Source organism: Sphingobium sp. (assembly GCF_048594625.1).
GTDB lineage: Bacteria > Pseudomonadota > Alphaproteobacteria > Sphingomonadales > Sphingomonadaceae > Sphingobium.
Genome location: NZ_JBMDWL010000096.1, coordinates 1 through 15,327, shown reverse-complemented (window position 1 = coordinate 15,327; position 15,327 = coordinate 1). Strand labels below are relative to the sequence as shown.

Genomic DNA, 15,327 nt, shown 5'->3' with positions numbered 1-15,327 from the left:
GCAATCTCGACCGCGAGGCGCTGTCGGCGCACGAGGTCGCCGACGCCGCGTCGCGCGTCGCGGTCTATCCGACGGTCAGGAAAATCCTCGTCGACAAGCAGCGCGCCTTCGCCGCGCGGCCGGGCGGCGCGGTGCTCGACGGCCGCGACATCGGCACTGTCGTGTGCCCGGACGCCGGCGTGAAGCTGTTCGTGACGGCAAGCGCCGAGGTCCGCGCGGCGCGCCGCCTGCGCGACATTCTTTCGCGCGGCGGCAAGGCCGATCTCGCCGAGATCCTCGCCGATATCGTGCGCCGCGACGAGCGCGACATGGGCCGCTCGGACTCGCCGCTCCGGCCCGCCGCCGACGCGCACTTGCTCGACACCACGGAAATGTCTATAGAAGCCGCGTTCCAGGCGGCGCGCGCGGTCATCGACGACTTCCTCGCCACGCGGGACTAAAAACAGCCTGCCAGCATTTTATAGCGCCGAACTTGCCGCGACAGCGGCACCAGGGCTTTGAAAGCCCGGAACGCCGGCAGGCCAACGCAACGCTAACCACGGCGCCAGCTCCGCCAAGACGGAGCCTCCAGGAGAAAATATGTCTGCAGCAAATCCATCCCGCGATGTCTTTTCCGCATTGCTCGAAGAGTCCTTTTCCGACGGACACTCGGGCGAGGGCCAGGTCGTCAAGGGCCGCGTCACCGCCATCGAAAAGGACATGGCCATCATCGACGTCGGCCTGAAGGTCGAAGGCCGCGTCCCGCTCAAGGAATTCGGCGCCAAGGGGCGCGAGTCGACCCTCAAGGTCGGCGACACCGTCGAGGTCTATGTCGAGCGTATCGAGAACGCGCTTGGCGAAGCCATGCTGTCGCGCGACCGCGCCCGCCGCGAAGCCGCCTGGGACAAGCTGGAATCGGAATTCACCGAAAACGCCCGCGTCGAAGGCGTCATCTTCGGCCGCGTCAAGGGTGGCTTCACCGTCGACCTGGACGGCGCCGTGGCGTTCCTGCCCGGTTCGCAGGTCGACATTCGCCCGGTTCGCGACGTCACCCCCCTGATGGACATTCCGCAGCCCTTCCAGATCCTGAAGATGGATCGCCGCCGCGGCAACATCGTCGTGTCGCGTCGCGCCATTCTGGAAGAAACCCGCGCTGAACAGCGTTCGGGCCTGATCCAGACGCTGGCCGAAGGTCAGATCATCGAAGGCGTCGTCAAGAACATCACCGATTATGGTGCGTTCGTCGATCTGGGCGGCATCGATGGCCTGCTGCACGTCACCGACCTGTCGTACAAGCGCATCAACCATCCGAACGAAATGATCAACATCGGCGACACCGTCCGCGTGCAGATCATCCGCATCAACCGCGACACGCAGCGCATCTCGCTCGGCATGAAGCAGCTGGAAAGCGATCCGTGGGAAGGCGCCAGCGCCAAGTACCCGGTCGGCGCCAAGCTGTCGGGCCGCGTCACGAACATCACCGAATATGGTGCGTTCGTCGAACTGGAAGCCGGCATCGAAGGTCTGGTCCACGTTTCGGAAATGTCCTGGACCAAGAAGAACGTCCACCCCGGCAAGATCGTTTCGACCAGCCAGGAAGTCGACGTCATCGTTCTGGAAGTCGATCCCGAAAAGCGCCGCATTTCGCTCGGCCTCAAGCAGGCCCAGTCGAACCCGTGGGATTCGTTCGCAGAACGTCACCCGATCGGCTCGACCGTCGAAGGCGAAGTCAAGAACGCGACCGAATTCGGCCTGTTCATCGGCCTGGACGGCGACGTGGACGGCATGGTCCACATGTCGGACATCGCATGGGGCATTTCGGGCGAAGACGCGCTGGCGCTGCACCGCAAGGGCGAAACGGTTTCGGCCATCGTCCTCGACATCGACGTCGAAAAGGAGCGCATCAGCCTTGGCATGAAGCAGCTGGAACGTGGCGGCCCGGCCGCTGGCGGCACCACCGCTGCTGCTGCTGGCCTGAACAAGAACGCGATCGTCACCGTGACCGTGCTTGAAGTCCGCGACGGCGGCCTGGAAGTCCAGGCTGGCGAAGATGGCGCCACCGGCTTCATCAAGCGCAGCGACCTGGGCCGTGACCGCGACGAACAGCGTTCGGAACGCTTCCAGATCGGTCAGAAGTTCGACGCCATGGTGACCGGTTTCGACCGCGCCAAGAAGCCGACCTTCTCGGTCAAGGCGATGCAGATCGCCGAAGAAAAGCAGGCCGTGGCACAGTATGGCTCGTCCGACAGCGGCGCGTCGCTGGGCGACATTCTGGGCGAAGCCCTGAAGGCCAAGAGCGAAGGCTGAGCCTTTTCGGACCGGGGCTGTCCGTCATGGTCAGCCCCGGCGAAAATGCGGCATGAAAAGGCCGGAGCATTGGCCCGGAGGGGCAAAAATGCCTTCGGTCTTCTTTCGCCACCCAAAATGGAAAAGCCCGCCGGACCAGTGTTCGGCGGGCTTTTTCTTTATCCGGACGGGATCGTCTTTGCCGAAACGTAACGATCTTTATGTTGCCCGATTGTCAACGCCTTGAGGACGCGATATGCTGACTTACGGGGCACAGCAGAGGGGCGCTGGAGTACCAATGATCCGTTCGGAACTGATCCAGAAACTGGCAGATGAGAATCCGGGGCTTAGCCTTCCGGAAGTCGAGAAGATCGTCGATCTTTTCTTTCGTGAAATCGTCGATCGCCTGTCGAACGGCGGCCGCGTCGAACTGCGCGGCTTCGGCGCGTTCACGACGCGGGCGCGCGACGCGCGTACCGGCCGCAATCCGCGCACCGGCGAACAGGTGCCGGTCGACGCCAAGCGCGTGCCCTATTTCAAACCGGGCAAGGAAATGCGCGAGCGGCTGAACGTCAAGGGCGAAGCCTGACAGCTACCGCTTGACCAACGGCCCGCCAGTCGTCAGGGAAGGCGGCGCGCGGGCCCGTGCCCGCTGGCCGGCTCAATGGGCGGACGTGGCGAAATCGGTAGACGCAGCGGACTTAAAATCCGCCTTCCCCTGGAATTGCGGGTTCAAATCCCGCCGTCCGCACCATATTGAGAATGTTGGATTATCCGGCGCGCTTCGGCGTTGCCGGGCTTCCGTGCTCCGACAGGCTATTCCGGCAAATGCGCGTATTGCGATCGTGGTCCTTCCGGCGCCGCTCCAGCACCAAGAAGAAGAATGGCCTTCTGGATCGCCAAGCCCATTTGGCGCGAGCATGCGGTGTGGGCATCGTCCTCCGCTGTCCTGAGCCTTTCGCCGCAAGGGCAGGCTTTTTGAACGCTTATGGCGCAGTAGCGAGCGGCGCGACGGATATTTCACCTATTCATCTTCTTCGATGAAGTGAAGAGGAGCTTGCCTGAACCGAATCGGTCTTCGAGGGCTGTTGGAATGGTTAAGAACGTCACCCCGCCCCTTGCCGACAGGCCCATAACAGTCGACGCAATGCCTCATTCCAGCTTTTTTCTACCAAAAGGCTGGAAATTGCCACCGCTTGCCGCAATGATGCATGTATGTCCGGTGCCATCAATCCCAATAGTTTTAGCGACTCCCTCGTCATCCTGGGGGCCGCAGGCCTCGTCATTCCGGGGTTTGCCCGGTTCCGGATCAGTCCGGTCATCGGTTTCATTCTGGTCGGCCTGGCCGTCGGCCCGGCGGGTCTGGGGTCGCTGGTCGGCCAATATCCGTGGCTGTACCATGTCACCATTTCCAACCGCGAGGCGATAGAGCCATTTGCGGAACTGGGCGTCATTCTGCTCCTCTTTTCCATCGGGCTGGAACTGAGTTTCCGGCGATTATGGACGATGCGCACGCAGGTGTTCGGTGTGGGCGCGGCGGAACTGATCGGCAGCGCGCTGATCATCGCGGCGGGGCTGTACCTGTTGGGGCAGCCGTCTGCGGGCGCGATCGGGCTGGGGCTGGCGCTGGCGCTGTCGTCCACCGCCGTCGTGCTGCCCATGGTCGGCACGCAGAGCGCGGTCGGGCGCGCGGCATTTTCCATGCTGCTGTTCGAGGATCTGGCGCTGGTCCCGATCATCTTCATGCTGGGCGCGCTTGCGCCATCCGTCGCGGCCAGCCCGGACGGGGCATGGGGCGAAATGGCCAATACGCTGATGCGCGGCGGTATCACCATCGCCGTCATGCTGGTGCTGGGCCGCGTCGTCCTGCCCCATGTGTTCAGTCAGGCGGCGCGTACGAAAAGCCCCGAAGTGTTTCTGGCGGCCAGTTTGCTGGTCGTCATCATATCAAGCCTTGCCACGTCCATCGCGGGCCTTTCGCCCATCGTCGGCGCGTTGCTGGCGGGGCTGCTGATCGCGGAAACCGATTATCATAGCGAAGTCGAGGTGATGACCGCCCCGTTCAAGGGGCTGGCGCTGGGCGTGTTCCTGATCACCGTGGGGATGAGCCTGGACATCCGCGTCATCCTGGCCAACTGGCCCAGCCTGATGATGGCGGTGGTCGGCGTGGTGCTGGCCAAGACTTTGGTGACGGCAGGGCTGCTCTATTTTTCCGGCGCGCGCAAGGGCGTGGCGCTGGAGGTCGGGGTGCTGATGTCCAGCCCGTCGGAAACGACGCTGATCGTGCTGTCGGCGGCCGCGGCGGCGCAGCTGATCCTGCCGTCCACCGCCGCATTCTGGCAGATCGTGACCGCTATCGGCCTGACCATCACGCCGCTGCTGGCGCGAATCGGGCATGACATCGCGCGGCGGCTGGAAATGGCGCTGGGCGAGGAAGCGGTTGAAACGACCGAGGATCATGTGGAGGCCGCCGCGGTCATCATCGGCTTTGGCCGGGTGGGGCGCATGGTGTGCGACCTTCTCAAAACCCACAAGCAGCGTTTCATCATCGTCGAATCGGACCCCGATGTGTGCGCGGAGGCGCGCAGGCTGGGCTATCCCATATTGTTCGGCGACGTGGCGCGGGCGGAAATGCTGGATCGGCTGCGTCTGGGCCATGCCCGCGCGCTCATCCTGACGATGGACGATCCGGTGCTGTCGGTGCGGGTGACCAAGCGGGTGCGCGGATGGGTGCCCGACCTGCCGATCATCGCCCGCGCGCGCGACACCGACCATGCGGCGCAGCTATACAAGGCGGGGGCAAGCGATGCAGTGCCGGAAACGCTGGAAAGCTCGCTGCAACTCGCCGAAACGGCGCTGGTCGACCTGGGCGTGGCGATGGGACCGGTGATCGCGTCAATCCACCAGACGCGCGAGGATCTGCGCGTCGGGATCAAGGATGCGGCGCAGATGGAAACCGCGCCGAAGCTGCGGCGATTGCGGCCGGATGAGGTGGGTTAAGCGCGCTTTACATATGAAGTGTTCGGGCTAAACCTGTCGAAACTCCAAAGTTTCTTGCGCTGTCGAGACAAAGTATGGCCGTTCGACAAGCGCAGGGCGAACGGGTTTTGAGGTGATCTTATTTTGCTTTGGGCGTCCGCCTTGCAGCTGGCGGCGTGACGGCGTTTTTCGACTGCGCTCGAAACGAACGGACGCAAGCCAGTCGTGTCGGTTGTGGAGCGCGCTGCGTTAATGGGGCGCATGTCGCGCGCTCCAGGCTTTTGCGGTCGCATCATTTTAAGCGCAAAACCGGTTCCCGTTTTTGCGCAGGATGCTCTAATCCCCCTCTTCCGGCGGGCTGAAGACGGACCATCCGGTGCGGCGGGCCAGCATTTCCAGCGCCTGCGTGCCAAGCTGGCTGTTGCCGCTGTCGTTCAGGCCGGGCGACCAGACCGCGATGGAGGCACGCCCCGGCACGATGGCGAGGATGCCGCCACCCACGCCCGATTTGCCGGGAATGCCCACGCGAAAGGCGAAGTCGCCCGATGCGTCATAATGGCCGCAGGTGAGCATCAGCGCATTGATGCGGCGCGCACGGCCGGGCGACACCACCCTGCCCCCGTCCGGATGGCGGCCGTCGAGCATCAGATAGCGGCCGGCCAGCGCCAGCTGGCGACAGCTCATCTCTATGGCGCATTGATGAAAATAGCTGCCCAGCACCAGATCGACCGGGTGCCGCACATTGTCGAACGCGCGCATATAGTTGGCGAGCGCCATGTTGCGATAACCGGTGGCGGTTTCCGACGCGGCGACGCTTTCGTTGATCGCGATGCCGTCGTCGCCGGTCAGGTAACGCACGAAGCGCAGCATTTCGCCGATCGCCACGCGCGGCTGATGTCCGCCCAGATTGATGTCGGACACCACGATCGCCCCGGCATTGATGAAGGGGTTGCGCGGAATTCCCTGTTCATGTTCCAGCTGCGTGATGGAGTTGAAGGCGTTGCCCGACGGTTCGCGCCCGACCCGGCCCCATAGCTGGTCGCCGACCTTGCCCAACGCGAGCGTCAGGGCGAAAACCTTCGAAATCGACTGGATCGAAAAGCCGGTATCGGCGTCGCCGCCCGACAGCAACCGTCCGTCCGCCGTGGCGATGGCGATGCCGAAACGGGCCGGATCGACCTTGGCCAGTTCGGGGATATAGCTGGCGACGGTGCCGCGATCATCCTGCCCGGCCATGGCGGTGACGATGTCGTCGATCAATTGGGTCAGGTCCATGATGCTGCCTTTACGCCGCCATCAGGAAAACAGCCAATGGCCCAGCAGCCGGTCGAACGGAAAAGTGAAGAACCCCGCGATCAGCAGCGCGCCGGTCACCATGCCGCGCACCGCCCGCCGATGCCGCTTCACATTGTGGCGCCGCGCGCTGACGACGATGACCGGCACCTGAATGAGGGTGAAGACCGACAGGAGGTGAATGACGCTGAACCCGCCGCCCGCCGCGCGGAGCAGGAAACTGTCGAGAGCGGTCAGGATGAGCGCGGCGCTCCATATCCAGCCGAACCAGCGATGGCGCAAATCCCCGCGCCGCCGCGACAGGATGACCGGGGTCAGCGCCAGCGCCACCAATATGGTGAGCAGATGCAGCCAGATAATCGGATGGACATGCGACCATTGCCCATGGCCGCGCGCGATGGCGAGAAGGACGGCAGCCAGCAGGATGATCGACGCGACCGTGAGGAAGCGTTCATATCGGTCCGCAGTGGTCCCGGCCGCGCGGGATGATGAAATTGCGATATCGGTCATGTTGCCCCCTGCCCCAGCGTGGCGGGCAAGCGCCGTCAGGTCAACGTTGCAATATGACCCGGAAGCCGCCGTCGCCTTCGATCGTTACGCTTCCCGACGATAAGGTGAGCATCTGTTCGATCGACACCTGTCGCGTGCCGACGGGGCAAAGGCCATCCTGTCCCGGTCGGCTGTAGCGGGCGTTGATGGCGAAACCGTCCTGATTTCGGAAATTCTGGCGGCTCAACGTCACCTCTATCACGCGATTGGTGGAACGATAGCCGGGCGGGTCGCAGTCGGCGGGGAGATCGGCCGCTTCGTTGAGCGACAGGCGCGCAGGCGCAGCGCCAACGGTCAGGGTGCCGCTCCACAGCGTGACCTTGCCCAGATACAGGCTGACCCTGACCGGAACCGGTGGCTGACGATCTGGCCCCTGTGCGTCGGGGACCGGATTGAACACCGGCGGCGGCGTCCGCACGCTGGTGATGCGCGGTGCGGGCGTGGGAGCCGCAGGCGGGGGCGCTGTGGGAACGGCAGCCATCAGCATCGGTACGAAGATCGGCAACATCGAAAGCATGGCTGGTCCCCCTTTTCAGCGGAAGATGGAATTAGCCTGCCGATTTTAAGATAATGCTACCGCGCCATCCCGCCATGCGGGGCCAATCGCCGGTTGGCGTCGGCAATGCGCGTGCGCACTTCGGCATGCAATTCTTCGAAGGACGTCACCATTTTCGCGCCGTAACGCTGCGCGGTGATGTCGACATTGCCCTTTCGCCAATATCCGTCCGGGCAGAAGATGACGAGTTTGCCCGACCGGGCATGCAGGCCCATTTCGAGCAGGCTGACCGGGCTTTGCGATCCCGGCGCGAAATAGAGGATGATGATGTCCGCGCTGTCGAGCGCGGCGAGTTCCCATTCCACCTGCCCGCGAAAGTTCGGGTCGCTGGCTTCGGGTTTCCACGCCGGGTTCCAGTCGGGACGGCGGGGATTGAGGAGGAGGACGCGCTGATCCGCCAGCGCGGCGATCATGTCGCTTTGCCAGTCGGTCGCCCTGCCCATGTCGATGCTGCCGCCCAGGAACAGGCGAGCGCGATTATGGGTGGCAGGGAGCGGCTGCGGCGAGGTGATCGTCACCGCGTCGCCACCGGAAGCCGCCTGCGCAGCGACGGGCGTCGCCAGCAGCAGCGATGTCAGGAACAGGCGCAGCATGAAAATGGGCGGCGTCATGGTGTGACGCCGCCCCGATCCGGTCAGGCGGGTACGCTGGCGAGCGCGGCCTTCACCGCGTCGATCGCGGCCTGCGCCTTGTCACCGTCCGGGCCGCCGCCCTGCGCCATGTCGGGACGGCCGCCGCCGCCCTTGCCGCCCAGCGCTTCGACGCCTGCGCGGACGAGGTCCACGGCGCTGAAGCTGGCGGTGAGGTCGTCGGTCACGCCGACCGCAATGGTGGCGCGGCCATCGACCACGGCCAGCACGGCGGACACGCCGCTGCCCAATGTCTTTTTATTGCCGTCCACGATGCCGCGCAGTTCCTTGGGGTCGAGGCCGTCGATGACCTGACCCAGGAAGCTGACAGTGCCGACCTGTTCGGGGCCGGCCGCCTGTGCGGAACCGCCGCCGCCAAGGGCCAGCGCCTTCTTCGCTTCGGCCAGTTCGCGTTCCAGCTTGCGGCTCTGTTCGAGCAGCGCGGCGATGCGGGCGGGCACGTCTTCGGGCGTGGTCTTGAGCGCGGCGGCGGTTTGACGCAGCTTGTCATCGCGTTCGGTGAGCCACAGGCGCGCGGCTTCGCCGGTCAGCGCCTCGATACGGCGGACGCCGGAGGACACGGCGCTTTCCGACACGATTTTCAGCAGCGCGATGTCGCCCAGCGCGCGGACATGGGTGCCGCCGCACAGTTCGACCGAATAGCTATGTTCATCGCCAAGCCCCATCGACAGGACGCGCACTTCGTCGCCATATTTTTCGCCGAACAGCGCCATGGCGCCCGCCGCGATGGCATCGTCCGGGGTCATCAGGCGGGTGGTGACGTCGCCATTGTGACGGATCTGCGCATTCACATCCGCTTCGATGGCGGCGATCTGCCTATGGGTCAGCGCTTCGGGATGGGAGAAGTCGAACCGCAGACGGTCGGGCGCGACGAGGCTGCCCTTCTGCGTGACATGCGCGCCCAGTTCCTTGCGCAGGGCGGCGTGCAGCAGGTGGGTGGCGCTGTGGTTGGCGCGCACGCGGTCGCGGCGGTCGATGTCGACCGACAGATGCACCGTGTCGCCCACCTTGACGCTGCCCGCCTCGATCAGCGCGCTGTGCGCGTGCAGGCGGCCCAAAGGCTTGGATGTATCCTGCACCCTGGCGGACAGGCCGCCCTGCGAGGAGATGACGCCCGCATCGCCCATCTGACCACCGCTTTCGCCGTAGAAGGGCGTCTGGTTGGTGATGATGGTGACCGTGTCGCCAGCCGTCGCCGCATCGACATTCGCGCCGTCCTTGACGATGGCCAGAACCTCGCCCTCGCCCTGCGTCGAGCTGTAGCCGATAAATTCGGTATTCCCGACCTTTTCGGCGATGTCGTACCAGATTTCGTCCGACGCCTTTTCGCCCGACCCCTTCCATGCGGCACGGGCGGCGGCCTTCTGTTCCGCCATGGCGCTGTCGAAGCCGCCGCGATCGACGGTCAGGCCGCGCGAACGCAGCGCGTCTTCGGTCAGGTCATAGGGGAAGCCATAGGTGTCGTAGAGCTTGAACGCGGTTTCGCCGGGCAGCGTGCCGCCTTCGGTCAGGTCCACGGTCGCTTCGTCCAGCAGGCGCAGGCCGTTTTCCAGCGTCCTGCGGAAACGGGTTTCTTCGCGCAGCAGGGTTTCCTCGATCAGCGGCTGGGCGCGGACCAGTTCGGGGAAGGCGCCGCCCATTTCGGAGACGAGGCTGGAGACGAGACGATACATCAGCGGTTCCTTCGCGCCGATGATGTGGGCGTGGCGCATGGCGCGGCGCATGATGCGACGCAGCACATAGCCGCGGCCTTCGTTCGCGGGCAGCACGCCGTCCGCGATCAGGAAGCTGGTGGAGCGGAGATGATCGGCGATGACGCGGTGGCTGGCCTTATGCTCGCCTGTCGTCGCGGTCTTCGACAATGCGCCGCTTTCGGCGATCAGCGCCTTGAACGTGTCGGTGTCATAATTGTCGGTCACGCCCTGCATCACGGCGGCGATGCGTTCCAGACCCATGCCGGTGTCGATGCTGGGCTTGGGCAGTTCCGACACGATCTCGTTCGCTTCCTGCTCATATTGCATGAAGACGAGGTTCCAGATTTCGACGAAGCGATCGCCATCTTCCTCCGGCGAGCCGGGAGGGCCGCCCCAGATATGGTCGCCATGGTCGTAGAAGATTTCCGAGCAGGGGCCGCAGGGACCGCTGTCACCCATCGCCCAGAAATTATCCTTGGTCGGAATGCGGATGATCTTATGTTCGGGCAGGCCCGCAATCTTCTTCCACAGGTCGAACGCCTCATCGTCCGTGTGGTAGACGGTCGCGGTCAGCTTTTCGGCCGGAATGCCCCATTCCTTGGTCAGCAGGGTCCAGGCATGGGTGATCGCCTGTTCCTTGAAATAATCGCCGAAGCTGAAATTGCCCAGCATTTCAAAGAAGGTGTGGTGGCGCGCGGTGTAGCCGACATTGTCGAGGTCGTTATGCTTGCCACCGGCGCGGACCGACTTCTGGCTCGACGTCGCGGTCTTGTAGGGGCGCGTTTCCAGGCCCGTGAAGACATTCTTGAACGGCACCATGCCCGCATTCACGAACATCAGCGTGGGGTCGTTGTGCGGCACCAGAGGCGCGGACGGAACGATGGTGTGGCCGTTGGCCCCGAAATAGTCGAGGAAAGAGCGGCGAATGTCGTTAGTCGAGGTCATGGGGGCGATTTAGTGGGAAGCGGCCCGCCGCACAAGCGGGGGATTTGGTCGTGATGTCACCGATGCGCTTTGCGGTCCCGTCGATCCGTTCCCCCTGAGCCTGTCGAAGGGCTTTTCTGCTTCCTCCGCCGCCACGGAGGAAAGGACAGAAAGGGGCTTCGACAGGCTTCAGCCCGAACGGAGGAGATGTATCAGATTATCCGATGGGCTGTTCGATCGACACGGGCGGTCTGGAGAACCACGCCGGTCCCTGCGCGGTCATGTGGAAGCAATCTTCCATGCGCACGCCCATGGTGCCGGGCAGGTACAGGCCCGGTTCGTTGGAAAAGCACATGCCGACGTCCAGCTTCGTCGTTTCGCCATGGACGAGGTTGACCGGTTCATGCCCCTCCATCCCGATGCCATGGCCGGTGCGGTGGGACAGGCCGGGCAGCGCATAGCCGGGGCCGTAGCCCAGTTTTTCATAATAGCCGCGCACCGCATCATCGACCGATCCGGCGGCCACGCCGAGTTTCGCGGCGGAAAAGGCGATTTTCTGCCCCTGCGATACGTCGTTCCACACCTTGCGCTGCTGCACGGTGGGGGTGGCGCCGTATACGAAGGTGCGGCTGATGTCGGATTGATAATCCTCCACCGTGCAGCCGCAATCCATCAGCACGACTTCGCCGGACTTCACCGCCTGCGGCTTGCCGGAGCCATGGGGATAGGCCGCCGCTTCGCCCAGCAGGATGAGGTTGAATTCCACCTTGCCACCCAGGTGCTTCGTCGCCGCGCTCATCAACGCGCCGATGTCGGCCGGGGTCATGCCTGCCTTCACCTGAGGCCAGGTCCAGCGATAGGCCGCCATGGTGACGTCGGCCGCAACCTGCATCAGGGCGATTTCGGCCGCGGTCTTGCGCATGCGGATGGCGCGGGTGACGGAATCTTCGACGAGGGTCGCGGCGGGCAGCGCGGCCTTCATGCCGTCCACGGCGAAATAGCGCACCGTTTCCTCTATGCCGATGCGGCCTTTGGCAAGGCCCTTCGCCTTCAGGAAATCCGCGATCGGGGCATAGGGGCTTTCATGTTCCTGCCACACGCGCACCTCCGCAGGGATCGCAAGCGACTCGTCGATGGAGGGCTTTTCAAAAAAGGGGCAGACGACCAGAGGCGCGCCGCTGGCCGGGATGACCAGCGCGGTCAGCCGTTCGCTGCGGTGCCAGCGGATGCCGCTATAGTAGATGAGGCTGGCGCCCGGTTCGATCAGCAGCGCGTCGATGCCCTGCGCCTGCATCATCGCCTGCGCACGGGCGAGCCGGTCGGCGCGTTCGGCCTTGCCGATGGGGGGCACCCGACCAGTCAGCGATGCGAGCGCTTCGCCCGCCCGCTCCTGCGCGAAGAGGCGCGGACTGATGGCGGCCGTGGCAAGGCCAGCGGCGGCGGTGCGCAGCAGGGTGCGGCGATCAGGCGTAGGCATAATGTCCCCCGGAGTTGAGCGCCGCCTGATAGGCTGGCCGCGCATGCATGGCTTTGAGCCAGCGAAGAAGGTTCGGGCGCGATTCGTCAAGACCGCCGCGTGCGCGGGACGCCTCCAGCGGGAAGCTCATCATCATGTCGGCGGCGGTGAAATCGTCGCCCGCGAAATAGGGCCGCTGCGCCAGTTCGCTTTCCAGCCAGTCGAGATGGTCGTCCAGCATGCGCTGCACCGTAGGGCGTGCCGGGCGGCCGAGCAGGCCGAGCTTGTTCACGACCAGCAGCGCCAGCAGCGGCGGCATCATCGATCCTTCGGCATAATGGAGGAACTGGCGATAGAGGATCGCCCCTGCCACATCGGCGGGCGGGCCGAAGCGATGGCCGGACCGGGCGACCAGATATTCCATGATCGCGCCGGTTTCGATCAGGCGATGACCGTCCACCTCCACCACCGGGGATCGGCCGAGCGGGTGGATGGCGCGCAGGGACGCGGGCGCGCGCATCGTTTTGCGATCCCGTTCGTAGCGGCGGACGTCATAGGGTTCGCCCAGTTCCTCCAGCAGCCAGAGGATGCGTTGCGAGCGGCTGTTATTGAGGTGATGGACGATGACGGTCATGGCGCGGCCTTTCCATGCTGCGAAGCCGTGATGGCTAACGCAGCATGGGACAGGTCACAACATCCGTTCGGTTCGAGCGCAGTCGAGAAACGGTAAATGCCGTGCCACACGCTTCTCGACAGGCTCGAAGCGAACCGGGTTTTGCCGGGTTATGCGTCCTCCAGCACCTGCGCCTTCTGTTCCGCGCGAAAGGCGTGGAGCAGGGGTTCGGTATAGCCGCTGGGCTGTTCGACCCCTTCGAACACCAGCGCGCGGGCGGCCTGAAAAGCGAGGCTTTCCTCTTCCCGGCCGCTCATCGGCTGATAGAGCGGATCGCCTGCATTCTGCGCGTCGACCTTGGCCGCCATGCGGCGCAGCGCGGCATCGACCTGATCGGCGGTGCAGACGCCATGCAGCAGCCAGTTGGCCATATGCTGAGAGGAAATGCGCAGCGTGGCGCGATCCTCCATCAGGCCGATGTCGTGAATGTCGGGCACCTTGGAACAGCCAAGGCCCTGATCGACCCAGCGGACGACATAGCCAAGGATGCCCTGCGCATTATTGTCCAGTTCCTGCGCGATTTCCTCTTCCGAGAAATTACGGCCGACCGCGACGGGAATGGTCAGCAGCTTTTCGAGCGGTGCGATCCCTTCGGCCGCGCGTTCCGCCTGACGGGCGAAGACGTCGATGCGGTGATAATGGGTCGCATGCAGCGTCGCGGCGGTGGGCGATGGCACCCATGCGGTGTTGGCGCCGCTCCTGGGGTGGCCCGACTTTTGATCCAGCATGTCGGCCATGCGGTCCGGCGCGGCCCACATGCCCTTGCCGATCTGCGCCCGGCCCGACAGGCCGCAGGCAAGGCCGATCTGGACATTGCGGTCTTCATAGGCGGTGATCCAGTCGCTCGCCTTCATCTCGCCTTTGCGGATCATGGGACCGGCCTGCATCGATGTGTGCATTTCGTCCCCGGTGCGGTCGAGGAAACCGGTATTGATGAAGACGATGCGGTCGCGGACGGCGTGGATGCAGGCGGCAAGGTTCGCGGACGTGCGCCGTTCCTCATCCATGACGCCAACCTTTATCGTATGGCGGGCCATGCCCAGCATATCCTCGATCGCGTCGAACAGGCGGTTGGTGAAGGCGGCTTCCTCCGGCCCGTGCATCTTGGGCTTGACGATGTAGACGCTGCCCGCGCGGCTGTTGCCGCCGTCCCTCGCCAGATCGTGGAGTGCGATCAGGCTGGTGACGATGCCGTCCAATATGCCTTCGGGCGCTTCCTCACCCTGCGCCAGACGGATGGCCGGGTTGGTCATCAGATGGCCGACATTGCGGACGAACAGCAGGCTGCGCCCCGGCAGGGTGAAGGCGCTGCCATCCGGCGCGACATAAGCGCGATCGGGATTGAGCGCGCGGGTCGTCATCGCCCCGCCCTTTTCGAACGTGTCGGTCAGGTCACCCTGCATCAGGCCCAGCCAGTTGGCATAGGCGGCGACCTTGTCCGCTGCATCGACCGCGGCGACGCTGTCCTCCAGATCGCAGATGGCCGTCAGCGCGGATTCCAATATGACGTCGGATATGCCCGCCGGGTCGGTCGCGCCGATGGGGTGATCGCGATCGAAGACGACTTCGATATGCAGGCCGTTATGGCGGAACAGGCGCCCCTTTTCGCTGGCGCCGATATATTGTGAGGGGTCGGCCAGCACGATGTCGCTGCTCGTCAGATCGGCCCAGCTGCCGCTGGCGAGCGGGATCGCATCGTCCAGAAATGCCTTGGCCCAGGCGATGACCTGCGCGCCGCGGGCGGCGTCATAGCCCTTCCCCGCCGCCGCGCCGGGGATCACATCGGTGCCGTAGAGCGCGTCGTACAGGCTGCCCCAGCGCGCATTGGCGGCGTTCAGCAGGAAGCGGGCGTTGAGGATCGGGACGACCAGTTGCGGCCCGGCGAGGCGGGCGACTTCGTCATCGACATGATCGCTGCCTATCGTGAATGGCGCGGGTTCGGGGACCAGATAGCCGATGTCGCGCAGGAACGCCTGATAGGCGGCGGCATCATGCGGCTGGCCACGGCGCTGTTCATGCCAGCTGTCGATCTGGGTCTGAAGCGCGTCGCGCTTGCGCAGCAGGGCGGCGTTGTCGGGCGTGAAGCGAGCGAAGATGTCCGCCGTACCCGCCCAGAAGGCGTCGGCGCTGATGCCCGTTCCGGGCAAGGCGCGATCCTCGATGAAGTCGGCCAGCAGTTTCGCGACCTGAAGCCCTTCCCTGTCCGTCATTGCGTCGATGCTGCGGTCGGTCATGTCAGTCCACTCCTTTATGATGCGCCCATCATAAAGATTTTCCATTATGCCGTT

At 64.5% G+C, this 15,327-nt stretch carries 12 protein-coding genes and 1 tRNA gene; 5 read left to right on the top strand and 8 right to left on the bottom strand.

What is annotated here, in order from left to right; all coding sequences use genetic code 11:
• From ACOJSJ_RS12240 to ACOJSJ_RS12220, 5 genes are all read left to right on the top strand, one after another.
• Positions 1–440 (top strand): (d)CMP kinase (locus ACOJSJ_RS12240; RefSeq protein ID WP_420145263.1); only part of this gene is annotated, 440 nt, incomplete at its 5' end.
• Between the two features lie 139 nt (positions 441–579).
• The gene (gene rpsA / locus ACOJSJ_RS12235) at positions 580–2,286 is read left to right on the top strand and encodes a 30S ribosomal protein S1 (RefSeq protein ID WP_420145262.1); all 1,707 of its coding nucleotides are present in this window, start codon (positions 580–582) and stop codon (positions 2,284–2,286) included.
• A gap of 277 nt (positions 2,287–2,563) precedes the next feature.
• Positions 2,564–2,854 (top strand): integration host factor subunit beta, encoded by a 291-nt coding sequence (locus ACOJSJ_RS12230; protein ID WP_420145261.1) that lies wholly within the window; start codon positions 2,564–2,566, stop codon positions 2,852–2,854.
• A gap of 79 nt (positions 2,855–2,933) precedes the next feature.
• Positions 2,934–3,019 (top strand) — tRNA-Leu (locus ACOJSJ_RS12225).
• A 461-nt stretch (positions 3,020–3,480) separates the two neighbouring features.
• Entirely contained in the window at positions 3,481–5,265 is a 1,785-nt protein-coding gene (locus ACOJSJ_RS12220; protein ID WP_420145260.1) for a cation:proton antiporter, read from the top strand.
• 315 nt (positions 5,266–5,580) lie between these two features.
• Here the strand turns inward: ACOJSJ_RS12220 and ACOJSJ_RS12215 are convergent, their stop codons facing one another.
• The 8 genes from ACOJSJ_RS12215 to ACOJSJ_RS12180 form a co-directional block, all read right to left on the bottom strand.
• Entirely contained in the window at positions 5,581–6,519 is a 939-nt protein-coding gene (locus tag ACOJSJ_RS12215) for a glutaminase (RefSeq protein WP_420145259.1), read from the bottom strand.
• A gap of 21 nt (positions 6,520–6,540) precedes the next feature.
• Positions 6,541–7,047 (bottom strand): DUF2306 domain-containing protein, encoded by a 507-nt coding sequence (locus tag ACOJSJ_RS12210; RefSeq protein ID WP_420145258.1) that lies wholly within the window; start codon positions 7,045–7,047, stop codon positions 6,541–6,543.
• Positions 7,048–7,087: 40 nt separating this feature from the next.
• A complete protein-coding gene (locus ACOJSJ_RS12205) occupies positions 7,088–7,603 on the bottom strand; it encodes a hypothetical protein (protein WP_420145257.1) in 516 nt (171 codons plus the stop codon).
• Positions 7,604–7,659: 56 nt separating this feature from the next.
• Positions 7,660–8,253, bottom strand: coding sequence for a nucleoside 2-deoxyribosyltransferase domain-containing protein (locus ACOJSJ_RS12200; RefSeq protein WP_420145256.1), 594 nt, complete (start codon positions 8,251–8,253; stop codon positions 7,660–7,662).
• Between the two features lie 23 nt (positions 8,254–8,276).
• Positions 8,277–10,931 carry an alanine--tRNA ligase gene (gene alaS / locus ACOJSJ_RS12195; RefSeq protein WP_420145255.1) on the bottom strand — a complete coding sequence of 885 codons (2,655 nt, stop codon included), beginning with the start codon at positions 10,929–10,931 and terminating at the stop codon, positions 8,277–8,279.
• A 196-nt stretch (positions 10,932–11,127) separates the two neighbouring features.
• Positions 11,128–12,387: a M24 family metallopeptidase gene (locus tag ACOJSJ_RS12190; protein WP_420145254.1), complete on the bottom strand. Its 1,260-nt coding sequence runs from the start codon at positions 12,385–12,387 to the stop codon at positions 11,128–11,130.
• Entirely contained in the window at positions 12,374–13,000 is a 627-nt protein-coding gene (locus ACOJSJ_RS12185; RefSeq protein ID WP_420145253.1) for a glutathione S-transferase family protein, read from the bottom strand. Before ACOJSJ_RS12185 ends, ACOJSJ_RS12190 begins: the two co-directional genes overlap by 14 nt.
• A gap of 149 nt (positions 13,001–13,149) precedes the next feature.
• A complete protein-coding gene (locus ACOJSJ_RS12180) occupies positions 13,150–15,273 on the bottom strand; it encodes a malate synthase G (protein ID WP_420145252.1) in 2,124 nt (707 codons plus the stop codon).
• Between the last annotated feature and the right edge of the window lie 54 nt (positions 15,274–15,327).